This window comes from Ignavibacteriota bacterium (assembly GCA_016218045.1).
In the GTDB taxonomy this organism is placed as follows: domain Bacteria; phylum Bacteroidota; class Ignavibacteria; order SZUA-365; family SZUA-365; genus JACRFB01.
Genome location: JACRFB010000010.1, coordinates 131,391 through 153,855, shown reverse-complemented (window position 1 = coordinate 153,855; position 22,465 = coordinate 131,391). Strand labels below are relative to the sequence as shown.

19 protein-coding genes are annotated in these 22,465 nt (G+C 57.8%); 8 read left to right on the top strand and 11 right to left on the bottom strand.

The window, feature by feature from the left end; all coding sequences use genetic code 11:
- Positions 1-335 precede the first annotated feature (335 nt).
- The 7 genes from HY962_03030 (at position 336) to HY962_03000 (ending at position 12,094) form a co-directional block, all read left to right on the top strand.
- Positions 336-1,049, top strand: coding sequence for a DUF4397 domain-containing protein (locus HY962_03030; GenBank protein MBI5645882.1), 714 nt, complete (start codon positions 336-338; stop codon positions 1,047-1,049).
- A 74-nt stretch (positions 1,050-1,123) separates the two neighbouring features.
- Positions 1,124-4,225 (top strand): TonB-dependent receptor, encoded by a 3,102-nt coding sequence (locus HY962_03025; GenBank protein ID MBI5645881.1) that lies wholly within the window; start codon positions 1,124-1,126, stop codon positions 4,223-4,225.
- Positions 4,226-4,287: 62 nt separating this feature from the next.
- On the top strand, positions 4,288-7,446 hold the full coding sequence (locus tag HY962_03020; protein ID MBI5645880.1) for a T9SS type A sorting domain-containing protein: 3,159 nt from the start codon (positions 4,288-4,290) through the stop codon (positions 7,444-7,446).
- 78 nt (positions 7,447-7,524) lie between these two features.
- Positions 7,525-8,574 (top strand): PorV/PorQ family protein, encoded by a 1,050-nt coding sequence (locus tag HY962_03015; GenBank protein MBI5645879.1) that lies wholly within the window; start codon positions 7,525-7,527, stop codon positions 8,572-8,574.
- A 185-nt stretch (positions 8,575-8,759) separates the two neighbouring features.
- On the top strand, positions 8,760-10,127 hold the full coding sequence (locus HY962_03010; protein MBI5645878.1) for a GWxTD domain-containing protein: 1,368 nt from the start codon (positions 8,760-8,762) through the stop codon (positions 10,125-10,127).
- Positions 10,128-10,148: 21 nt separating this feature from the next.
- A complete protein-coding gene (locus tag HY962_03005) occupies positions 10,149-11,078 on the top strand; it encodes a hypothetical protein (GenBank protein MBI5645877.1) in 930 nt (309 codons plus the stop codon).
- Positions 11,075-12,094: a glycosyltransferase family 9 protein gene (locus tag HY962_03000; protein MBI5645876.1), complete on the top strand. Its 1,020-nt coding sequence runs from the start codon at positions 11,075-11,077 to the stop codon at positions 12,092-12,094. Before HY962_03005 ends, HY962_03000 begins: the two co-directional genes overlap by 4 nt.
- 31 nt (positions 12,095-12,125) lie before the next feature.
- Here HY962_03000 and HY962_02995 read toward each other — a convergent pair whose 3' ends face one another.
- The 11 genes from HY962_02995 to HY962_02945 all read right to left on the bottom strand — a co-directional run bounded on the left by HY962_02995 (position 12,126) and on the right by HY962_02945 (position 19,708).
- Entirely contained in the window at positions 12,126-12,440 is a 315-nt protein-coding gene (locus HY962_02995) for a zinc ribbon domain-containing protein (protein ID MBI5645875.1), read from the bottom strand.
- A 73-nt stretch (positions 12,441-12,513) separates the two neighbouring features.
- On the bottom strand, positions 12,514-12,996 hold the full coding sequence (gene coaD, locus HY962_02990; protein MBI5645874.1) for a pantetheine-phosphate adenylyltransferase: 483 nt from the start codon (positions 12,994-12,996) through the stop codon (positions 12,514-12,516).
- A complete protein-coding gene (gene rsmD / locus HY962_02985) occupies positions 12,993-13,562 on the bottom strand; it encodes a 16S rRNA (guanine(966)-N(2))-methyltransferase RsmD (GenBank protein MBI5645873.1) in 570 nt (189 codons plus the stop codon). Before rsmD ends, coaD begins: the two co-directional genes overlap by 4 nt.
- The gene (locus HY962_02980) at positions 13,559-14,482 is read right to left on the bottom strand and encodes a hypothetical protein (protein ID MBI5645872.1); all 924 of its coding nucleotides are present in this window, start codon (positions 14,480-14,482) and stop codon (positions 13,559-13,561) included. The genes rsmD and HY962_02980 overlap by 4 nt, the downstream gene beginning before the upstream one ends.
- Before the next feature lie 36 nt (positions 14,483-14,518).
- A complete protein-coding gene (locus tag HY962_02975) occupies positions 14,519-15,001 on the bottom strand; it encodes a helix-hairpin-helix domain-containing protein (protein MBI5645871.1) in 483 nt (160 codons plus the stop codon).
- A 52-nt stretch (positions 15,002-15,053) separates the two neighbouring features.
- Positions 15,054-16,211 (bottom strand): molecular chaperone DnaJ, encoded by a 1,158-nt coding sequence (gene dnaJ, locus HY962_02970; protein MBI5645870.1) that lies wholly within the window; start codon positions 16,209-16,211, stop codon positions 15,054-15,056.
- A 26-nt stretch (positions 16,212-16,237) separates the two neighbouring features.
- Positions 16,238-16,777: a nucleotide exchange factor GrpE gene (gene grpE, locus HY962_02965; GenBank protein MBI5645869.1), complete on the bottom strand. Its 540-nt coding sequence runs from the start codon at positions 16,775-16,777 to the stop codon at positions 16,238-16,240.
- Positions 16,778-16,785: 8 nt separating this feature from the next.
- The gene (gene hrcA / locus HY962_02960; protein ID MBI5645868.1) at positions 16,786-17,838 is read right to left on the bottom strand and encodes a heat-inducible transcription repressor HrcA; all 1,053 of its coding nucleotides are present in this window, start codon (positions 17,836-17,838) and stop codon (positions 16,786-16,788) included.
- Between the two features lie 188 nt (positions 17,839-18,026).
- The gene (locus HY962_02955) at positions 18,027-18,398 is read right to left on the bottom strand and encodes a hypothetical protein (GenBank protein MBI5645867.1); all 372 of its coding nucleotides are present in this window, start codon (positions 18,396-18,398) and stop codon (positions 18,027-18,029) included.
- On the bottom strand, positions 18,395-19,165 hold the full coding sequence (locus HY962_02950) for a hypothetical protein (GenBank protein ID MBI5645866.1): 771 nt from the start codon (positions 19,163-19,165) through the stop codon (positions 18,395-18,397). Before HY962_02950 ends, HY962_02955 begins: the two co-directional genes overlap by 4 nt.
- A gap of 9 nt (positions 19,166-19,174) precedes the next feature.
- Positions 19,175-19,708, bottom strand: a complete 534-nt coding sequence (locus tag HY962_02945; protein MBI5645865.1) for an NUDIX domain-containing protein — start codon at positions 19,706-19,708, stop codon at positions 19,175-19,177.
- Positions 19,709-20,107: 399 nt separating this feature from the next.
- Between HY962_02945 and lon the strand changes: the two genes are divergently transcribed.
- On the top strand, positions 20,108-22,444 hold the full coding sequence (gene lon, locus HY962_02940; protein ID MBI5645864.1) for an endopeptidase La: 2,337 nt from the start codon (positions 20,108-20,110) through the stop codon (positions 22,442-22,444).
- The last annotated feature ends 21 nt before the right edge of the window (positions 22,445-22,465 follow it).

Sequence of the window (22,465 nt, the reverse complement as noted above, 5' to 3'; positions counted from 1 at the left end):
ATCGCTTTCTTCGGTTACCGATTCGCTTCTCGCGTGTCCCCAGAGAAAGCGGGCTATTTTGTCCCGGAACTTAGAAACCCGGATTCACCACGGCACTTTTGGTGATACGGAGGAACTGCTTCCAATCGGTTGCATTTTGCTTCATGTCATTGTATGTTCCTCGAACTGATCGACGGTGTTTTCAAAAACTCCGCCCCCCCCACACAACGTACTTGAACCTTATGAACAGGAAGGATCCGCCTCGTCGGCGGAAGCTTGTGCTCCCGCCTGCATCACGCCCTTCCGCAATAATTGTTCATACTTTCCTTCCATATCTCACTTACAAGGAGGACGATATGCAACAAAAGCTGCTACGAAAGGCTGGGTTGCTCGGGGTCGTCGCGACTGCCCTCGGCTTTTTCATTGCAGGCTGCGTGGACGAGCCCACACCGCCGGTGGCCCCGCCCGTCACAAGTTCCGTGCGCTTCGTGCACGCGGTGGTCGGCGCACCTGCTGTGGACATCTGGGTTGACAGCCTGAAGGTCTACTCGAATGTGTCTTATTCGCAGAACACGCCGTACAAAACGGACGTCAAATCGGGTAATCGGTTCATCCGCCTCGTGCCCGCCGGCAGCGACACCGCCTCTGCCGTGTTCCGTCAACTGGTCAGCATCCGCTCATTCACGAAGATGACCGCGGTGTTTGTCGGCGATGTAACCGACATGGGACTCCTCCTGACGCAGGAACGTTTCACGTATTCCAACGAAACGAAGAAACTGGCAGACACCGCGCAGGTGAAATTAATCAACACCTACCTCGTCGGAAGCCCGGTCAAGATGGTGAAGGATGCAGTGACGGGTCCGACGGTGATTGGCGCAGTTAACGCCTTCGCACCGTCATCGTACACGAACGTGCTTGGTGGCGCGTACAAGTTTTACGTCGTCACAGCGGCCGATGAAGAAGTAAAGGAAGTGAACATTACCCTGACCGGCAAGACACGTTACACATTCATTCTTGTTGGCGACCTGGCTTCCCCCCAGGTACTGACACTGGAGGATGACAAGGACTGAGTTCCCGGATAGGATGCTCACGTCCATCTTCGGCTTTCGACTGTACTGAAACACACAGTTCTTAGGAGGATATTATGCACAAAAGGATGCTGATTGCCATCCTCTGTTTTGTGTTCATCCCAGCAGCGCTGTTCGCGCAGACGGGCAAAATAGCAGGAAAGGTAATGGATCGCGAGACGGGCGAACCGTTGATCGGCGCGAACGTCAAGATCGACGGCACATCGCGCGGCGCGACCACCAACATCAATGGTGAGTACGTAATTCTGAACGTACCCATCGGTAAAGTCACTCTGGTCGCCACATATGTGGGCTATCAGAATATCACCATCCGCGACGTGCTGGTTCGCAGCCAGGAAACGACGCAGAAAGATTTCCAGCTTCCGTCCGAGGCCTACAAGGTCGGCGAAGTGGAGATTATCGCCGAGCGCCCGCTCGTCGATAAAAACGTGACGAACAGCAAGAGCACCGTCACGCAGGAAGATATCGAGAACCTGCCGGTCCGCGGTGTCGAAAGCATCGCGGCCCTTCAGGCCGGTGTTGTTTCGTCTGGTGGCACACTGTTCGTCCGCGGCAGCCGCGGCGACGCGACGGGGTACGTGGTTGACGGCGTGGTTGTGAACAACCCGCTCGCCGGCGGACGCGCCCTGACCGTGATTCAGAATTCCATCGCGGAAGTAAACTTCCAGGCCGGCGGTTACTCCGCTGAATTCGGCGGCGCCAACGGCGGTCTGATCAGCACCACCACCCGTTCGGGCGGTCGTCGTCTGCAGGTCGGTTTTGAAGCGTTCACCGACGGATTTTACTGGACCGGTTGGGATTACAGCAAGCGTCCCGTGACGCTGTCTGATGTGCCCGGCTATTATGATGCCGCCACCGGTAAATACGATCTGAGCAAACTCAATGCCGCGATCCCCGATCGCGAATCAGCACTTGGCACATACAGCACTGGTACGAGCGTCTATACGATGACGGTCGGCGGCCCGCTGTGGGGCCCGGTGAAATTCTTTGTTGCCGGCGAGAATTCGTTCGCGCGCACAGGCGGTATTAACCGCCGCGCGATCAACCTCACGCAGATGTACGACGCGGCGCTTCGTAGCACCGCGGCGCACAGTCTCCTTCCGGAGTCCGAGAGGAACAAGATCGGCATCTTCGATCCGTCCAATGGCCAGAATGCCGAGAAAGTGAACGTGAGCTTCCCGGCCGCGTATATCCCGAATCAGGCGGGTCAGAACTGGGCCAGCAATGGTAACCTGACCATCGATCTCAGCCCGATCAATTTCCGTCTCGGTGGATCGTATTCTTACAGCACCAGCCGTGGTGGCGTGGGAATCGGCGCGCTGGCAAACGAGCGACGCGCTAGTCTGAATGAGGGTGAGAACTACGCGGGTAACCTCAAGATGACGCATCTCCTGAACAACAGTACGTTCTATGAAATCTACTTGAATTACTTCGGCAGCTTCGGCATCACCTACGATCCCGATCACAAGCACAACATCTTCGCGTACGGCGATTCCATTGCCAACGCCGCTTTCGGATACACGTATCGCGCGGGCGACAACCTTCCGTTGACGACCGCCCTGTTCGACGGCAGCTTCACGCCGTTCGGTTATCCGATGACCAATTACGCGAAGACCCGTTACAATTCGATCGGTGGTAAGATCAACTTCGTGCACCAGATCGGCCGTACCCACGAAATCAAGGTGGGCGGCGAGGCGACAAAGTACACGATCCGCAGCTACGGTATCGACGCCATCAACCTGTGGCGCAACATCCGCGTGACGCCCGACATTTCCGCCGAGCAGCTCGCGGTTACAGCGCGTTCCAACTACTACGGGTATGACATGTATGGCGCGACCGACGATACGGAATTCGACGGTCCGAAAGAGCCCGTGTTTGCTGCGTTCTACGCACTTGATAAAATCGAACTCGAGGACCTCGTCATCAACGTCGGTCTCCGCTACGATTATATCAACACCGCGTCGAAGCAGTTCAAGGATCCGCGCAAGGTCCTGTTTGATGACAATGGAAACATCGATCCCGCCGGCATGGAAGACGTGCCCGCCTCCGAAACAGTGAGCCCGCGTCTCGGCTTCTCGTTCCCGGTGACGGATCAGACCGTGTTTTATGCACAGTACGGCAAGTTCGTGCAGCAGTCGCGCCTCCGCGACGTGTATCTCGGCAATTCCGTGAGCGCGTCGAATATCCGCGGCGGTTACGCGATCCAGACCCCGGTCGGTTACGGCCTGAAGCCCGAGCGCACCACGCAGTACGACTTCGGTTTCCGTCAGCAGATCGGCGAATACATGGCCTTCGACATCGGCGCGTTCTACAAGGACATCCGCGATCAGATCCAGATGCAGCAGATCACCGCGGCCGCCGGCGCGCAGCATTCGGCCTACTATTCCTGGGTGAACGGCGACTTCGCCACCACCTCGGGCGTCTCCCTGAAACTCGACCTGCGTCGCGTCGAGCGCATGCAGGCCTCCCTCGATTACACGTACTCCGACGCGCGCGGCACCGGTTCCTCGCCTTCGGAATCCTTCTACGCCATCTGGCAGTCGCCGACGGAAACGCCGTACCTGCCGAAGTACACCATGCCTCTCGACTTTGACCAGACCCATCGCGGTTCGGTGAACATCGACTACCGTTTCGGCAAGGACGACGGTCCTGCAATCGGCGGCGCGAAGTTCCTTGAGCGCACGGGTTTGAACGTGGTGTTCGCATTCCACAGTGGTAGCCCCTACACGCGCGTCGACGAATTCAGCTTCGGCAACCGTCGTCAGCCTGTGGAGTCTATCAACAGCTCGCACACGCCGTGGGTGTTCTCCGTTGACGGCCGCCTCGACAAGTCGTTCTCCGTCGCCGGTCTGGATTTCAACGTGTACCTCCGCGTGATCAATCTCCTGAACATCCGCAGCGCGACAGGCGTCTTCTCGACGTCGGGCGCGGCGGACGACGACGGGTACCTCGCCACCGAGGAAGGCCAGTCGCGTCTGAAAGGCATTCAGGAAGCGGCCGAGCGCGTAGCGCGCGAGAACGGTTCCGCGAATGCCGCGGCGGAAGGTCAGCTCTTCCGTCAGATGTATCAGGACTATTACTATCAGATGAACATACTGAACGCAGGAACCTACGCCGGTCCCCGGCAGATCTTCCTCGGCCTCCGTGTGGACTTCTGATGCGGCTGCAGGCACACACACCCTGTGAAGACGAAATTTTGTTCATACAAAGGAGAGTAGGCATGAAACAACTCCGCAACGCATTCCTGCTGCTGGCGCTCCTGGGGCTCGCTGCCCCGTTGGCCGCGGGCGAATTGCCCGGCGGTGACAAGTCGCAGAAAGGAATGTCCAAAACTACCGACAACGATATTTGGGACTTCATCTCGATCAACAACATCCTGATGTGGATCTCCAATAACGGCGCCACTGCGCACAACCCGCGCAACGACGCATCGGGATTGGAATGGCCGCGCGGCAGCGCGAAGTACTCCATCTTCACCGACGGTCTCATCTGGGGCGGCACGGTGAGTGGTGAAATTCGCGTCGGCGGCGCCACGTATCGCTACGGTCTCGCCGCCGGTCCGATCAAGGCCGACGGAACCCGTGCTGATGCATCGGATCCCCGCTACACTATCTACAAAGTCCGCAAGGCGACCCCGGAATCGTACGCTCGCATGAGTAACGACGACTCCACCCGCCTGCACAATGATTTCGAAAAATGGCCGACTGCAGACGGCGCGCCTTTCGTCGACAAGAATAAGAACGGCATCTATGAGCCGAACTTCTACGATTGGCTTTCCAAGGGCGATGCCACGACGTTCGACACGCCATGGTTTATCGGAGACGAGGTGTTGTGGTTTGTGTCGAACGATCTCGACGACAGCCGCGCGCTCAATCTCTACGGCACCGCCGGTGTTGGTCTCGAAGTGCAGACCATGGTCTGGGGTTATGAGCAGACCGGTCCTCTCGGCAACATGATTTTCACGAAGTACACGGTCATCAACAAGGGCACCAACGATTTTGACAATGTCTATTTCTCGAAGTGGTCGGATCCTGATCTCGGCGACGCGAACGACGACTTTGTCGGTATCGACACCACCCTCGTGCTCGGTTACGTGTACAACGGCTTCGCGAAAGACGGCATCTACGGCGTCCCACCGGCAGCGGGATACGACTTCTTCCAAGGTCCCATTGTACAGGGCGATCCCTCCGATGTCGCACGCTACAATTTTGGTCTTCGCGAAGGATACAAGAATCTCGGCGTCTCGTCGTTTGCATTCTACATCAATTCCGACGGTATCTATCGCGATCCACAGCTCGGTCTTGCGGCTGGTGCCACGCAGATGTACAACTACATGGGCAGCCGTCTGTACTCCGGCAACCCGATCACGGATCCCACCACGGGACTCCAGTCGAAGTTCTGTCTCGCGGGCGATCCGATCACCAAGACCGGATGGATCGACGGCCTCGTGCACTCGCCGGGCGACCGCCGCATCCTGATGAGCACCGGACCGTTCACGCTTGCGAAGGGTGACACGCAGGAAGTTGTTGTTGCGACCATCGTCGGCCGCGGCTCCGATCGCCTGTCGAGTCTCCAGGTTCTCAAGTATTACGATCGTTTTGCCCAGCTCGCGTTCGACAACAATTTCGATCTTCCGAAAGCTCCGCCGGCGCCGAATCTCAAGGCGTCGCTGCAGCACCAGACGATCGTGCTCCACTGGGGCGATGCTCCGAGTGCTCTTGCGTCCGAGAATTTCATCGATCGCGGATACAAGTTCCAGGGCTACAACGTGTATCAGTTCCCGACCAAGAGTTCGACACTCGCCGATGCCAAACGTGTCGCGACGTTCGATGTGGTCGACAATATCGCCACTATTTTCGATGAGGTCATCGACGATCGCAGCGGTGCCGTTGTGCGCCTGCCGGTGCAGTTCGGTTCCGACGCGGGTCTAGCCCGTTCGATCGAAATCACACGCGACTTTCTTACCGATCGTCCGCTCGTGAACAATCAGCCGTACTACTACGCGGTCACGGCTTACTCGTACAATCCGGACGAGGAAGCTCCGCCTCCGCATCAGCTCGAATCGACGCCGCGTATCATCGAGGTCCGTCCGCAGACCCTGGATCCCGGCTACCGTGCGGGCATCCTGTACAATGATGCGATCCGTGCCAATCACGACCAGGGCTTCTCGACTGGCGAGATTGAGGTGAAGGTCATCGACCCGATGCTCCTGACAGGCGACACGTATGAAGTGACGTTTGATTCGGTGGGCGTTGTCGAGATCATCGTCGATCCGGATACGCTGTACTTCCCCTCGTACGCATGGAATGTGACCAACAAGGTCAAGGGCGTGCGTCTTGTGGACAAGGCCACCGCGTACAACGGTCTTGAGTCCGACTATTTCTCCATCGACGGCTTCATCATCGGCGCGAACGGTTCGGGCATCCCCGACTACGATAACCCGATCCAGAGCATCTCCTGGAACGGCGGACCGCAGGTGTACGAAGCGACCGTTGATTGGGAAAATGGTGAGACATGGGGCTGGGGAACAACCATCCCGTGGTACGAAGTGAAAAAGACGGTCGAGATCCGTTTCACGAAGGATCAGGCCAAGTGGCAAAAGGGATACAACTACCGCCGTGGCGCGTCCCCGAACTACGCGTATCAGGGGTACTTCGCGTGTCCGTTCCAGGTATGGGACGTCTCGAGTTCGGATCCTGCAAAGCAGAAGCAGCTCGCTTTTGCGTTTGTCGAGCAGAACGCCGGACCGCGCATGAACCAGACGTGGGATCCTGTCCTTCAGGGCGACCGCGAGTATCTCTTCATTCTCGACGAAGTGTACGACGGCAATCCGAATCCCGCGTACACAGCAACCCCGATCTTCCCGAACGGCGCGGCGACCATGCCGCTCATGTATGCCGGCTGGTTCCAGCATATCGCGAACCAGAATTACCCGACCACGATGCCCTGGCGCGAAGGCGACACGTGGACCATCGTGCCGAAGGTGCCTTTCACCAAGGAAGATGTGTATTCCTTCACGACCAAGAAAGCATCCTTCACGACGGAAAACGCCACGAAGGATGTGGACAACATCAACGTGTTCCCGAACCCGTACTATGGCGCCAACGCGCAGGAACTGAACAAGTACCAGCGGTTCGTCACCTTCAACCATTTGCCGGTAAAAGCAAACTTCCGGGTCTACACGCTCTCCGGAACGCTGGTGAAGTCCTTCAAGAAGGACAGCCCCAGCCAGATCTTCAACTGGGATCTCCAGAACGAGAACAATCTCCCTGTGGCCAGCGGTGTGTACATCATCCACATCGAGATGCCGGACCTCGGCACCGAGAAGATTCTGAAGCTCAGCGTCGTGTCTGAAACCCAGTACCTCGATCGCATCTAGCGAGCGAGGACGGGAATGACGACACCCGCGAACCACAAATGGAAGATTGAATTGACAAGAATGAAGGAGAACCACACTATGCGTACAATGCTCACATCACTCACCGCGGTTGTTGTTGTGCTCGCGGTTGCGTGCGCGACGGCACTGGCTGGTGGCGGCAATCGCGTGGGCACCGCGGGAGCGGAACAGCTCCTGATTCCGGTGGGCGCCCGCGGAGTCGCGCTGGGCAGTTCGTATACCGCCGGCATAACCGGCGTCAATGCGATCTACTACAATCCCGCGGGTCTTTCCGCTTCGACAGCCCGTGCGGAAGCCACTTTCTCGCAGATGTCGCACATCGGCGGCATCGACGTCTCGTACGTCGGTATCGGGGCCAATTTCTCGGGCTTCGGTCACCTCGGATTCACAATCAAATCGATGTCGTTCGGCGATATCAAACTCACCGACGAACGCAATCCTGACGGCTCGAACGCGACGTACTCGCCGACCTTTGTCACCATTGGTCTGACGTACTCGCGTGCGCTCACGGATCGCATCCGCGCCGGTGTGACGGCAAACATCGTGTCGGAGACCATCGACCGCGTTTCCGCGGCGGGTGTTGCCTTCGACGTCGGCGTGCAGTACACCGGTCTGGCCGGCGTGCGCGGTCTGCAGCTCGGCGTGACGCTTCGTCACCTCGGCGGCAACATGGCGTATGATGGTCCGGGCCTCTATCGTTCGGCGAAGGAATCGTCGGCAAAGCGCGACGCGCAGCTTCTGAAAATCGACGCCGCGGGTTTCGGCATGCCGACCTCGTTGGAACTCGGAGTGGCCTACACGCAGGCGCTTGCAGAGATGCACTCGCTCACCGTGTCAGGCGCCTTCGAGAACAACAACTTCCAGAGCGACCAGTACAGGATCGGTCTCGAGTACGGATTCAACAACCTGTTCTTCGTCCGCGGCTCCTTCAATGTGCCGGGTGACGCAGCGGAAGATGAATTCGCGGATCCCGCTTACCTGTATGGTGGCGCGCTTGGTGCAGGCGTGAATTATTCCGCCGGCGACATTTCGCTCGGTCTGGACTACGCCTATCGTATCAGCCGCGTGTTCGACGGCAGCCACGTGTTCACCGTGAACGTCGGATTCTGACAACGCACTGATTTGCACAAGGGCCGGTCCGGGTGGACCGGCCCTTTTTATTGCGCTCCATAAGGTGTCACCTTTTCCGCCATCCCGTGTTTTACCGGAGAAATGTAAACGCCGTCAGGTCCGCGCCGTCTGGTTTCCATGAGGGCACCTGAGTATTTTGCCGTGTATCAATCTGGAGGCACATCATGTTCGTCCGCACCTCTCTCGTCATCACGCTGCTCTGCTGCTCCGCCCTGTCCTGTGTGGCTCAAACGCGCTTCCAGGTCTGGGCCGACGCCGGAGCATTCCGTTATGACGAAGAAAAATCCTATGTGGAACTGTGGTACGCCTTCCCGCGCAGCGCCCTCGCCTATAGAAATGAACAGGGCGCCTACCGCGCGTCGGTGATGATGACGGCGATTGTGAGCCGTGAGCAGGCGGGAAGCGAACCGCTCTCGCGGATCTGGCGCGTACCGGTGCAGACAGGGGACACATCCGCCAGCGACGCGCGTCTGCTGATTGGCAAGATCCAGTTTACACTTGCCCCGGGGCGGTACGCGGTCACGGTCTATGGCCGGCAGGAGGACCTTCCTTCCCGCGGTGATACCATTAAATTCCCGCTCGAAGTGCGGCCTTTCTCCGCGCGTGGCGTGCGGTTCAGCGACATTGAACTGTGCAGCTCCGTTCAACGAGCGAGCGGCGACACCACAAACATGTTCTACAAGAACACCCTGGAAGTGGTCCCGAATCCTCCGCTCATTTTCGGCGGTTCGCTTCCGGCTGTCATGTATTACGCGGAGCTGTACAATCCGGATCTTGACGTCTATTCCATTCGCAGTGAGATAGTGAGCTCGTACGGCAACACTGTGGCCGCCAAGGTGCAGAGAAAAACGGGACGGCATCCTTCTCGCGTCGAGACGGGCGGACACGCGGCAGGCACGCTTCCCACGGGAGTGTACACGCTGATTCTCTCGTATGGAGACACGACGGGCGCAATGCGCGTATCGCAGAGCAAGCGCTTCTATGTGTACAATCCATCCGTCGCCGCCGACAGCAGCGTCATTCGCCGCGCGGTCGCGAGCATCGCCTATGAGTTTGCCTCGCTTGCCGAGGATGAACTCGACGCGCAGTTTTCGTCGGCCATATACATCGCGACGAGCGATGAAAAGAAATTGTGGTCCTCTTTGTCCGGTGCTGAACCGAAACGGAAGTTCCTGACACAGTTCTGGAATACGCGTGATCCCGACACGATGACTCCCGTCAACGAGGCGTACATCGATTATCAGGCGCGTGTCCAATACACGAACCAGCATTATCGGACCTCCTACCGGCAGGGATGGAAGACCGACAGGGGACGCGTGTACATCATGTACGGGCCTCCGGACTACGTACAGCGCAATCAGGTGGAAAGCGACACCAAACCCTATGAAGTGTGGACCTACGACAGCATACAGAGCGGCGTGGAGTTTGTGTTTGTGGACAAGGGCGGTTTCAACGAATTGGAACTCGTGCACTCAACCATGCGCGACGAGATCAGCAATCCAAGCTGGCAAAGCCATATTCGGACCCGCTGATCCGATAGTACGGCTTCAACAATGCACACGATAGAGTACTGGGCATTTTCCGGTGTCGGACGCATACTCCGGCTGCTTCCCCTGTCTCTGGTGCGTTCTACCGCCCGGGCGACGGCTGATTTCCTGTTTACACTTGTGCCCGTGCGAAAAAAGCTTACTCTGGACAATCTCCACGCATCATTCCCGGATTTTCCGGAGCGGAAGCTGCGAGGCATCGCGCGCGAGGCGCACAGGAACCTGGTCACCGCAATTTTTGAACTCATGTGGACTCCGCGCATGACGCGAGAGCGTTTCTCGCGGGAGGTGCGAATTGTCAATCCCGAGGCCATTGAGGACGCATTAAAACGTGGCAGAGGTCTGGTGCTGATGTCGGGCCATTTCGGAAACTGGGAGTGGCTCTCCATCGGCAGCGCCCTCGCTTTGGAAAAAAAGTACACGGTGATCGTGCATCCGCCACACAATCCACGCGTGGCCGCGCTGATCGACCGATGGCGCACGTCGATGGGCAACAGGACCGTCCCGATGGGGGTTGCCGTCAGGGATGTTGTGCGCACACTCCGTGAGCGGGGTATCGTCGCGATTCTTGCCGATCAAAGCGGACCCGGCGGAGGACTTTTTGTGGACTTTTTCGGCAGGCCAGCCGCAACATACGAGGGCCCTGCAATCTTCGCCTTGAAATACGGGGCGCCCGTGCTGATGGGCTTGGGAGTGCGACGCGACGATGGAGCGTACGATGTGAAGCTCGAGTCGATTCCAAGCGACGACCTCTCCGGCGCGACGGACGAAAACATCCGCATCTTTACGGAGAGGCATGTCAAAGTATTGGAGCAGGGCATACGTGCAAATCCCGGGCACTGGCTGTGGCAGCACCGACGTTGGAAACATACTCCCCCGGCGGCAGCCACAGCGAATCCGGTCGCCGAAACGAGAGAAGAGCAACTGTCCAGGTGACTCGTGTCCTTGTAATACAGACCGCATTTGCGGGTGATCTGATCCTCGCGCTCCCGCTTGTTCAGGAGGCCGCGCGGCTCCTCCCCGGCGCACGAATCGATCTCCTGTGCATCCCGGCGACAGCAGCACTCGTTGAAGGACACCCGGATGTGCACCAGGTGATCGTCTATAACAAACGCGGACGCGAAAGCATGACGGCGCTTGCCCGACGGCTACGCGCAACCGGCTATTCGCTGGTATTGTGCCCGCATCGATCGGTGCGCAGTGCGCTGCTCGCGTTTGCCACGGGTGCCCCGCGGCGTGTGGCGTTCGACCGCTCGGCCGGCAGTTGGCTGTTTACCGATGCCGTGCCCTACCGGAAGGATGCGCATGAGGTGCAGCGAAACCTTGATTTGCTCGCATGTATAGATGCTCGCGTCGACAGGAACGCGCAGCCGCTGCTCGCTCCCTCGCCCAGAGACGTGGAAGACGCTGCGCGTTTTGTGAGCGACACCGTAGGTGATACGCCCTACGTGTGTCTTGCACCCGGATCCGTGTGGGCGACAAAAAGATGGACCATCCGCGGCTTCGCGGAAACGGCAATAGCGCTCTCAATAGAGCACGCTGTTATACTGATAGGTGGACCCGATGACGCTGCCGTCTGTGTTGCTGTCGAGGCGGCCGCGGGACCCGGCGTCTGCGTCAATGCAGCCGGGGTGCTGCGCTTCCAGTCCACCGCCGCTCTCATTGCGCGTGCGCGTCTTCTTGTCAGCAATGACAGCGCTCCCGTACACATTGCCGTTGCGGTCGGCACCCCCGTCGTCGACATTTACGGACCCACCGCACCACGATTCGGTTTCGCGCCGTACGGAGTATCACACGAAATTGTCGAGCGGACCGATCTTTCCTGCAGGCCTTGTGCAATACACGGTGGGAACCGCTGCCCCATAGGCACGTTTGAATGTATGGAATTGCTGGGATCCGACCGTGTCGTCGCTGCAGCGAGACGGTTGCTCGCCGCGGGCACGTCACCCTGAATGCCTGCCGGCATTGAGCCGGAATGCGGTGTTACGATTTCTCCGATGCCGCGGGTGGTGTTGATGATGACGGAGCGCTGGATGCGGAGTTCGAGGAAGATGAATGGGTTTCCTTTTTTTCCGATGTCGACGATGAAGATGCGGACGCGGGCTGCGTCGCCGATTTACGATAATCGGTGAGGTAAAATCCCGTCCCCTTGAAAAGGAGTCCCGCACCCGCGCCGATGAGACGTTGCAATGCGGGTGCTCCGCATGATGGACAATCCTTCAGAGGATCATCCTTCATGGTCTGGAACTTCTCGAAGAGGTGTCCGCAGGAGTCGCATCTGTATTCGTACGTTGGCATTGGTGTATCCTTCTTTCGCTACAAGGTGGTACGGGTGAATCAATGGTACCTGATATGATGAGCCGGGCACCGATCAGGTTTCGCGGAATCGCCCGATCAACGCATCACGGACATTAGGGGGAACAAAATCCGATACGTCGGTATGAAGCCGCGCGAGTTCACGAATGATGGACGAATTCAGGTATGTATATTTTTCATTCGGCATCAGGAAGACAGTTTCGAGATTGCCCGCGATTTTTCTGTTCATCAGGGCGATTTGGAATTCGTATTCAAAATCCGAAACCGCCCGCAATCCACGCACCAGCGCCACGGCACCCTGTCGTGTTGCGTAGTCGACTATAAGCCCCTCGAAGCGGTCCACTTTCACCCGATCATATCCGGCCACCGCTTCTTCAAGCAGGCCTACACGTTCGTCGATCGTGAACAGCGTACTTTTCGAGGAGTTGACCGCTACTGTCACGATGACTGTATCAAAGATCTCGAGCGCGCGTTCAAGCACATCGATGTGTCCGTTTGTGACGGGATCGAAGGAGCCGGGATAGACGGCCGTCTTCATCGTGTTTCCTCCGGGCTGCTGTCTGAACGAGAAACAAACGTAAGCGCGGTATCGCCGATGATACGACTGTCGAGCCGGACTCCGGACACGGCATCGTCAAACTGCGTCCCGCGTGCATGCTCGATGCAAAGGACGCCGTCTTCCACCAGGCAGCGGCCTTCAGCAACAGGCAGGAGCAGGGCGTCATACGCGCTGTAATTATAGGGCGGATCGGCGAACACAACATCGAACACGGTGGTGTTGCTTGTGAGCCATCGCTCCACCGGCACCGGCACCACCGTGCAGCGGTCCTCAAGATGAAGTGCGGCGATATTCGCTTTTAAAACAGCGAGCGAATCCCTGTCCTTTTCCACAAATACCGCCGATCCAGCGCCACGGCTCAACGCCTCGATGCCGAGACTTCCCGAACCAGCGAACAGATCGCAGACGCGTGCATCCTCCCACGAAACGCGATTGGATAGGATGTTGAACATAGTCTCTTTCACACGATCGGTGGTGGGACGAAAGTCGCGTCCACGAGGCGGATGGAGAGTGCGTCCGCCATAATCTCCGGCGATGACTCTCATGACGCGCCCTTCACCGCGGCAAGCAAGGCGGAATTGAACGTATGCGGTGGAAATGCGCCCGCGTGTGCCGCTTCGGCGCCCGAAAGAAAGGTGACAGCCCGCATCGGATTGAAGGTGCGAACGGGAATGCCTGTCACCGAAGCAAGCTCGGCGCGGGCCCGTTCGTCTCCGTGTTGACCGAAGACAAAGGCCTCGTCGATGGTGGCGTCCGTGTTCTGCAACACCGCGCGCAATGAATGCAGGGCCGTGCGGATCCGTGTCTCTGAAGTGTCGACGGCTACCGACCTGAGTCCGGCCGGATGTGCATCCGATACAATGCTCGAGGTGCAGAGATGTTCGTGCATGCCGAGCACGGCACGTGCGGGTGTGGCGCCATCTGCGGGCGCCGGAAGCATCGATTCAAACAGGAGGTGTTCGACTTCGATCGCGTGAACGGCAAAGGTCAAATGCGAGAAAGTGGCCGTCAGGAAATCGATCGTTGTCTGCGGCATGCCCGCAAGCAACCTGAGGCGCTGGTCGCCGCTTCTGCCCGCCTCCCGTGTACGGACCCGGAATCTTGTCCCCTCGGGCAGGCCTGACAACGTTGCGCATTCCCACTGGAGATGTTCCTGCAGATCCGCTTCCGGGAATCGTTCTTCCACGGGCAGGACCGTGAGCACAGCCGCGTGGTCCGGTACGACTATCGACATGTGGGATGCAAACAGGGCTCGTTCATGGAACATGATCGACGCGTCGTGTACAAAACTCTTCGCGAGCGCGTGATCGAAGGGAACCTGATGCAGCAAAGAGGATCCAAACGCGTGTGTGGTCGGATAGACGCCGCAACGCAGCACGACCACGAGGCCGTCGTTCATGCGAATTTCGACGAGTCGGAACTCCGCGCGCGTTATCTCGATGCCGATATGATGTCTCAATGCCATGCGGGAATGGGGCCTGCGCTGTCAGCGTTGTGTCCGTTATTTTGGAGTCAGAGCCGTGGAAAGATACGGTTTTATGCGTTCAAATTTTTTGGGGCCGATACCTTTTACATTCATCAGGTCTTCAACCGCCTGGAAGATTCCCTGCGAATCGCGGTATTCGATGATACGCCGCGCAATTGAAGGCCCGACACCCGGGAGCGTGGCAAGGTTCTCCGCGCTGGCCGTGTTCAGATTGATGGAGGCCTCAGCGGGTGTCTCCGAAGCGTGTGCCGTTCCTCTCGAGGAGGGATGCGTGGTCACTGCGCCATCACTCTCTCGAGGCACGAGCGCGGCGCTTCGCGCAGCAAATACCGAATCGTGCCGTTTGTAGGCATCGGCTAGTGAGTGTTTCTCCGCCGCCGGTGTGAAAAGCCGCACGAGACCGCCACACATGGCCGTAATCGATAGGAATAAAACAACAACCGCTTCGTTCCGAGTGAAACCAAAGCGTCGGCTTGTCGCGAAAAATTTCTGCATCATGACACGTGTCTCCCGTTGTGAGCGCCTGCGGTGCACGCCCTATCCCGGATTCTTACGAGAACGCGTCGAACACGGACCCGAAGAGACCCTTCTTTGAGCGCGCCTCAGAAGGTTGTACGCCTGAAACGGAATTCAGTTCCCGAATCTTATCCTTTGCCTTGCCGGAAAGATTCGTCGGGACATGAATGTGAATCCGCACGAGCAGATCACCGCGACCGCGCGCCTGCAGGTGAGCGATGCCTTTCTCACGCATGCGGAGAATCTGTCCCGCGCTGGTCCCGGCCGGAATTTTCAATCGCGATTTTCCTTTTAATGTCGGGATCTCGACCTCTGTTCCCAGGACTGCGTCGGGAAAACTAATCAGCAGTTCGTAGATCACGTCGTCCTCTTCACGTACGAAATACTCGTGTTCCTCCTCGCGGATATACACGAGAATGTCGCCCGCCTGACCGCCGCGGCGCCCCGCATTTCCTTGGCCTTGCAGTGTGATGTAATTCCCCTCGTGCACGCCCGCGGGCACGCGTATTTTCAGCGTCTGATCACCCTGCACGCGTCCTTCACCTGAACAGTCGGGGCAGAGATCTCGGATGATCTGCCCGTCGCCACCACAATTTGTACAGGCAACTTCTGATACTATCTGCCCGAAGATGGAGCGTGAAATCTGTCGCAGCACGCCGCTGCCGTTGCACGATGTGCATGTGCTCTTCGAGCTTCCCGGTTTCGCGCCGCTGCCCGTACAGGTATCGCAGGTCTTCTGTTTCTTGACCTTGATGGTCTTCTCGACGCCGTCGGCGATTTCCTCGAGAGTGAGTTGAATCTGCATTTTAAGATCCGAGCCGGGCGTGCCGGTCTGTCCGCGGCGCCGTCCGGATCGCGCTCCACCACCAAACATCTCCTCAAAAATTCCGCCGCCGAATGCACCGCCGAAAATGTCGCCGAAGCGGCTGAAGATGTCATTGATGTCGTTGAATCCCTGCGGGCCGCCGCCTCGCAAGCCCTCATGCCCGAATTGATCGTAGCGCCGTCTGGTTTCATCGTTGCCCAGAACCTCGTACGCCTCCGCGGCCTCTTTGAACTTCTCCTCGGCTTCAGCATTATCCGGATTGCGGTCCGGATGATATTGCATGGCCAGTTTTCGGTATGCCTTTTTAATCTCGTCTATCGATGCAGAGCGGCCTACGCCGAGCACCTCGTAATAATCTCGTTTCATGTTTTTCGCCCGGCTTTGATGGCTCGTTATTCTGCCGGCGCCGAGGCGACGGTAACTTTTGCGTGTCGAATCACGCGTTCGTGCAACATGTATCCCGGCTCTATTTCATCGAGGATGGTGCCCGGCTCGACTTCGGTCGAAGGTACTTGCAGAAGCGCGTCGTGGTAATCCACATCGAAGGGCAGACCTGCTGCCTGCATGCGCTTCAACCCCCGTGCCTCCAGTGTCTTGAGGAGTTTCGTTTGGACGAGTTCCACTCCCGCGTAGAAGGAGTCGAAGTCGGGATGCTCCTTGCCGGCCCTCATCGATCGTTCGAAGTCGTCGAGCACGGCGAGCAGTTCGAGCACAAGGCCCTCGTTCCCGTATTTGACAAGTGCCTGCTGCTCTTCGCGCGTCCGGCGTTTGTAGTTTTCGAATTCCGCCGCGCGGCGGAGCAATTGATCCTTCAGCGCATCGATGGAGGTTTGTGCCTCGGCGAGCTGTGCCGTCGTGTCGTCGGCCTGCTGTGCGTCGAGGCGGTCCTCGTTTTCGTCCGGAGCATGATCGGATGATTGTGTGGTGTCCATGGAAACTTTCATTCCTGAAAAGATGTGGAGATGCAGCGCGCAATAACGTCGACGGCGCTGATCATGCGCGGATAATCCATCCGCCTCGGTCCGACGACGCTGATGGTGCCGCCGACCTGCCCCACCCGGTAGGGCGCGGCAACGATGCTGTAATCGCGAAGTTTTTCGTCTTCCAGTTCGCGGCCGATACGTATCGTCAATGCCGTGTCATCGGTGCAGCTATCGAGGACATGCACGATGATGTTTCTGTTTTCCACCAATTCGATGATGTTGCGCAGCCGTTCGGCGTCGCCGAATTCCGGCTGTTGCGAGATCAGGCCTACTCCCTCGATATAGAGGCGCGTGTCGTTGAGTGAGTCCGAAAACACGCGGTCGCTCCATTGCACAAAGAGTTCAATGAGCGAGGGCTCCCCTATGTGGGAATCGCGGATGCGGTCGGTGAAGGTTTCGCGGATCTGCCGCAGTGTCAGTCCTCCGAGCCGCTCGTTCAGAAGCGAGGACAACTGCTGCAGGGTATGGCGGGGCACTTCGGCGGCGATTTCCATCACGATCGTTTTCACAAAACCGGAACTGATGGACAGTACCGCCATGATACGCGTGCTCGATACGGAGAGCAGTTCGATGTGTTCCAGGCGGCCGCTTCCGACATCGGGCGCGGAGACAATGGCAAGCTGATGCGATATCTGGCTCAAGAGCCGTGAACTCTCGCGGATAATATCCTCGACCGAGCCGCGCGACTCATCCAGCCGCGCTTCGATCATGTCGATCTCCAGAGCGCTCAGGGATTCCTGCTGCATGATCGAATCGACATAGCAGCGGTAGCCTGTGTCTGTCGGGATCCGGCCCGCGGATGTGTGCGGATGACCGATGAGCCCCTTGTCCTCGAGATCTGACATGATATTCCGGATCGAGGCCGGACTCAGATTCAATTCCACCTGCTTTGAGACGGTACGTGAGCCGACAGGATTAGCCGTCGAAATGTACTGACGGATAATATGCTGCAGCACGAGACGCTCGCGCGAGTTCAATCCGTAGTGATCTCTCTGGTCCTGCTCAGTCATGGTATTGCGATTCGTTCCGCTCTCTCATTCATCATTGCGCACTGTGTGACGTACACACAGCACGGGGCAAAATAGGGAAATACACAAAGTGCGTCAAGATGGCACTCGTCGGCATCGAGTGCTAACACTCTGATGGGCAACAAGATACGGGCAACCTTCGGTTCCCGGATGGTGTGGGTGAAACGCGATCAGCGTTTGAGCAGTTTCCCGCTCAATATATCGGGCAGCGCTTCAATGAATTGGCTCCGGCTGAGTACGAGATCACAACCCGCTTCTTCAGCCGACGTGCGCAGGGTTTCGTCAATGCGGGTTTGGAAGCCGACCACTGCGATACCGCGGGTATGCGGATCACTCTTCATCGCGGCGACGGATTCCAGCGGTGCGAGGGCGTCGGCATTAAGATCCAGAATCAACATCGACGGAGTTTCGCCGTGCGCCTTCGAGAGGAGATCATGCTTTGTAAAGGTGGCGACAACAGGGATGCCCTGTTGCCGCGCCACCGCGTTTACTTTGGAACTGAAGAGAAGATCCGGAATACCGATTAATACGGAGGTGCTCATGGTGTGCCGATGGTGAAAGATTGTGTGTTAGCGGTCGTGCCGTTCACCGCAATATCGCAATAATACGTGCCGGGTGGAAAATTGCCCGAGGGCCGCAGCGAAAAGGCGATCCATCCCGAACCCGCGAAAGGGAAGTCCGTCGATACAATGTCCTGCTGTGTTCCCGCGGCATCCTTTGCATACCAGCGCGCGGAAAAGACACTGCCTTCGGGAGCATCCGCCGTATTGATCACGGCATACACCACCGCGGGTGTTGTCGCGAATGTCGCCGTGCGGTCCTGCGGATACTGGTCCTCGCCAACAGCAGATGCGATGGTTGCCTCGCGGATCAGGCCGTCCTTGAACATGGGTTCGACATTGAAGGACAGGGTCTGCGCGGATTTCCCATCAATGAAAAGTTCGACGCTGTACTTGCCGTACACCCAGCCGTCGCGGGAAATCGCGAGATGGAAAGCGATCCATACATCGGACGCCACTGTGACCTCGGACGAGTCGAGGATTTCCGCTGAGCCGCCCTCGGGTAAATGGCGCCAGACGGCCTTGACCTTGGTGTCCTGCGGCGTGTTTGCCATTTTCACGGTGCAATACATCGTACGGTCGCAACGATGAAAGCTCTGAACCCGTTCGATCGGCTCCTTGTTCTCGCCGATGCTGCGGGCGAGCGTGGCCTCCTCGAAATGAGCGGTGGTAAATGAACAACCTGAAATACCGCTGACCAAAACGATGAGTGCGGCGATGAATGAGAAGTAATGCTGGCGCAAGCGCATGGTTTCCTCCTAAGGTGTGACCGGTGGTATCACGACGGGGATGGTGAGTAGATCAGCAAGTACGGGGTTGCCGAGTATGTGTTCGCGAACAATGCGCAGCGACTCTCGATGTGACGGGATCAACAGGCGGGAGGCCGCGTCATCCGCTGCGAGCCACTCGCCCGCCTGATGTTCCGATGAAAGACGGATGCGCGCGTCGCGGGTGACAATTGCCGCGAAGACGGGAATGATGTGCACGGTGTCTGTTCGCATCGAGTAAAACGTGGCGGTTGTAGGTGCTACATGGAGCGATAGCGGCACCAGTCCTGTTTCTTCCATCAATTCCCGGCGGGCGGTGTCAACTGCCGATTCACCGGAATCGATCGTTCCGGTGACAACCTGCCAGACATCAGGATACACTTCCTCATCACTCGAGCGCTGCAAAACCAAATGCTCATACGAACCATCCGGGGAAGGACGGCAGACATGGCACTGTATCATGTCGCTGCGAAGCTCAGGCATGGCGCGCCCATTATTGTGTGTGGTGAGGCACTGAATGTACATCCTGCCCTCCCAATGTCAAAATGCGCGGATCGTCACGAATTCGTCCCGTTGATTCGTCGGCGCGGGTTACGACAGCTATTCGGAATTGGGACATCCGTTTGTCAGTTTTGTCGCATCCGGCTTGCCTATCCGTCAGACGGATCACCGGTCGTGTCGCGGGATGTCGGAAACTGAACGGATTATCAAGGAGGAATGCTGGCCTGGAAATTGCATCACCCTGCTGCTCCTTCAGAACGAAGCGTCCGATCACGGCAAGATTGATCACACGATGTGGACAATCACATCGGAATCAGATACTTTCGTTTCTTTTGGCGTCGCACATTCACTGGCACAGGACAGCTCATGTCGGACACTTCAGCAGAACCCACCTCATCCTACGATATCGGCGACACAACGCACATGGACGCACGTTTTGAAACCATGCCGGTGCTGCCTCTGCGCAACGTCGTGTTTTTTCCCGGGCAAATCATGCCCCTCTTTGTCGGACGGCCGAGTTCGATACGCCTGATCGAGGACGCGTATCGCGCCCAATCCTCCGTCATCGTTCTTACGCAGCGCGATTCGTCGATCGACCTGCCGCACATCGACGACCTCTATACCATCGGCACCGTCGTGCGTGTGGTCAAGATCTACCCTATGCCCGACGGTTCAAAAAGTGTTGTCGTGCAGGGTGTTCACAAGGCCAGGTACGTTTCCCTTGTGTCGGAGGAGCCGTACCTCAACGCGCACGTCGAGCGGGTGGAAGACCTCCTTGCGGTCCCGGTGGAGTCGGATGAACTCGCGGCCATGGTCCAAAACATCCGCACACTTTTCAAACGGCTCTCGGAGCTGGTGCAGGACTTTAATCCGGAGCAACTCAGTCTCATCATGAACACCGAGGATACCGCAACCTTCGGATATCTGGTCTCCTCCCTCGCCAATCTTCCCGTGCCGGAGAAACAGGCGTTGCTCGAGACCCTGAGCGTGAGGGAACGCCTCAATCAGGTGACCATTGCACTCGCAGGGAACATACAGCGGCTCGAACTGAGCCAGAAGATCCAAAACGATGTGCAGGACACGATCAATAAAACACAGCGCGAGTACTTCCTCCGTGAACAGCTCCGAGCGATCAAGAAGGAACTCGGCGAGGATCAGGACCGGCTCGAGGTCGACGAGCTGAAAAAGAAACTCGAGGAAACTGTCATGCCCGAGGACGTGAAGGGCGTGGTGGAAAAGGAACTCAGCAGACTGCAGATGATGAATCCCGCATCCGCGGAATACACTGTCGCCCGGACGTACCTCGACTGGCTCCTCGAAATGCCCTGGAGCATCTCGACCGATGACAGTCTCGACATCAAACACGTCAGGGAAAAACTCGACGAAGATCACTTCGGACTCGAGAAGGTGAAGAAACGTATCCTCGAATACCTCGCCGTCCGGAAGTTAAAAAACGACATGCGCGGTCCCATTTTGTGTTTTGTCGGGCCTCCGGGCGTCGGAAAGACGTCGCTCGGCCGCTCGATAGCAGAGGCGATGGGAAGGAAATACGTGCGCTTTTCACTCGGCGGGATACGTGACGAAGCCGAGATACGCGGCCATCGGCGCACCTACATCGGCGCCCTCCCGGGTCGTATCATCCAGAGTATCAAGAAAGCCGGATCCAACAATCCCGTTCTCGTTCTGGATGAGATCGACAAGGTGGGCATGGATTTTCGGGGCGACCCAACATCGGCGCTGCTCGAGGTGCTCGACCCGGAACAGAACGTGAATTTCAGCGATCATTATCTGGAGGTCCCGTTTGATCTCTCGAAGGTCCTCTTCATCGCGACCGCCAACATGATCGAACCTATCCAGGCCGCTCTCAAGGACCGCATGGAGATCATCGAGATCCCGAGTTACATCCTCGAAGAAAAGGTGCATATCGCGCGGCGGCATCTGCTGCCGAAACAGATTGCCGAACATGGACTGGATCCGACACAGATCGAGATCGGTGACGACGTGCTGTCAATACTCGTCGACCGGTACACGCGCGAATCCGGTGTGCGTAATCTCGAACGGAAAATCGCGGATGTGTGCCGCGGGGTGGCACGCCGGGTGGCGGAAGGCGAGATCGAACGGGTCACAATCACCGAGACCGATCTCCCCGATTACATCAGTTCGCACCGGTTCTACCCCGAGGTGTCGGAGCGGCTCACACGGCCGGGAATCGCCACGGGGCTTGCATGGACTCCCGTCGGCGGCGACATCCTCTTTATCGAGGCAACCAAGATGCCCGGCAAGGGGCAATTACAGGTTACCGGACAGGTGCGCGACGTGATGAAGGAAAGTGTGCAGGCCGCGCTCAGCTATATCGCCTCCCATGCTTCGGATCTGGGCCTCGATCCCTCGTTCCGCCATAAGATCGATATCCATGTGCATGTTCCCGCCGGCGGTGTCCCGAAAGATGGTCCTTCAGCAGGGGTCACGATGCTGGCCGCGCTTTCGTCCCTTCTTACGAACCGCCTCGTCCGGAACGACCTTGCGATGACAGGCGAGATCACTCTCCGAGGCGCGGTTCTCCCGATCGGCGGCGTCAAGGAAAAGGTCCTTGCGGCGCACCGCGCGGGTATCCGCCACGTGCTGCTGCCGAAAAAGAACGAGGAGGACGTAAAGGAAATTCCAGAGAAAATACGCCAGGAGATGACGTTTTCACTCGTCTCTGAGATGAAAGAAGTGCTCGAAATTGCGTTAATAAACGAAAAATCGGATGATGCGTGACGATTTATATTGATTTTGATG

Bases quoted from the DNA above. Each gene is read 5' to 3' on its own strand.
- HY962_02975 (MBI5645871.1), bottom strand. From the start codon at position 15,001: ATGATGCAGAAATTTTTCGCGACAAGCCGACGCTTTGGTTTCACTCGG.
- HY962_03005 (MBI5645877.1), top strand. From the start codon at position 10,149: ATGCACACGATAGAGTACTGGGCATTTTCCGGTGTCGGACGCATACTC.
- HY962_03025 (MBI5645881.1), top strand. From the start codon at position 1,124: ATGCACAAAAGGATGCTGATTGCCATCCTCTGTTTTGTGTTCATCCCA.
- dnaJ (MBI5645870.1), bottom strand. From the start codon at position 16,211: ATGAAACGAGATTATTACGAGGTGCTCGGCGTAGGCCGCTCTGCATCG.
- hrcA (MBI5645868.1), bottom strand. From the start codon at position 17,838: ATGACTGAGCAGGACCAGAGAGATCACTACGGATTGAACTCGCGCGAG.
- lon (MBI5645864.1), top strand. From the start codon at position 20,108: ATGGACGCACGTTTTGAAACCATGCCGGTGCTGCCTCTGCGCAACGTC.
- HY962_03030 (MBI5645882.1), top strand. From the start codon at position 336: ATGCAACAAAAGCTGCTACGAAAGGCTGGGTTGCTCGGGGTCGTCGCG.
- HY962_02950 (MBI5645866.1), bottom strand. From the start codon at position 19,165: ATGCGCTTGCGCCAGCATTACTTCTCATTCATCGCCGCACTCATCGTT.
- coaD (MBI5645874.1), bottom strand. From the start codon at position 12,996: ATGAAGACGGCCGTCTATCCCGGCTCCTTCGATCCCGTCACAAACGGA.
- rsmD (MBI5645873.1), bottom strand. From the start codon at position 13,562: ATGAGAGTCATCGCCGGAGATTATGGCGGACGCACTCTCCATCCGCCT.
- HY962_03020 (MBI5645880.1), top strand. From the start codon at position 4,288: ATGAAACAACTCCGCAACGCATTCCTGCTGCTGGCGCTCCTGGGGCTC.
- HY962_02980 (MBI5645872.1), bottom strand. From the start codon at position 14,482: ATGGCATTGAGACATCATATCGGCATCGAGATAACGCGCGCGGAGTTC.
- HY962_02995 (MBI5645875.1), bottom strand. From the start codon at position 12,440: ATGCCAACGTACGAATACAGATGCGACTCCTGCGGACACCTCTTCGAG.
- grpE (MBI5645869.1), bottom strand. From the start codon at position 16,777: ATGGACACCACACAATCATCCGATCATGCTCCGGACGAAAACGAGGAC.
- HY962_02945 (MBI5645865.1), bottom strand. From the start codon at position 19,708: ATGTACATTCAGTGCCTCACCACACACAATAATGGGCGCGCCATGCCT.
- HY962_03010 (MBI5645878.1), top strand. From the start codon at position 8,760: ATGTTCGTCCGCACCTCTCTCGTCATCACGCTGCTCTGCTGCTCCGCC.
- HY962_03015 (MBI5645879.1), top strand. From the start codon at position 7,525: ATGCGTACAATGCTCACATCACTCACCGCGGTTGTTGTTGTGCTCGCG.
- HY962_02955 (MBI5645867.1), bottom strand. From the start codon at position 18,398: ATGAGCACCTCCGTATTAATCGGTATTCCGGATCTTCTCTTCAGTTCC.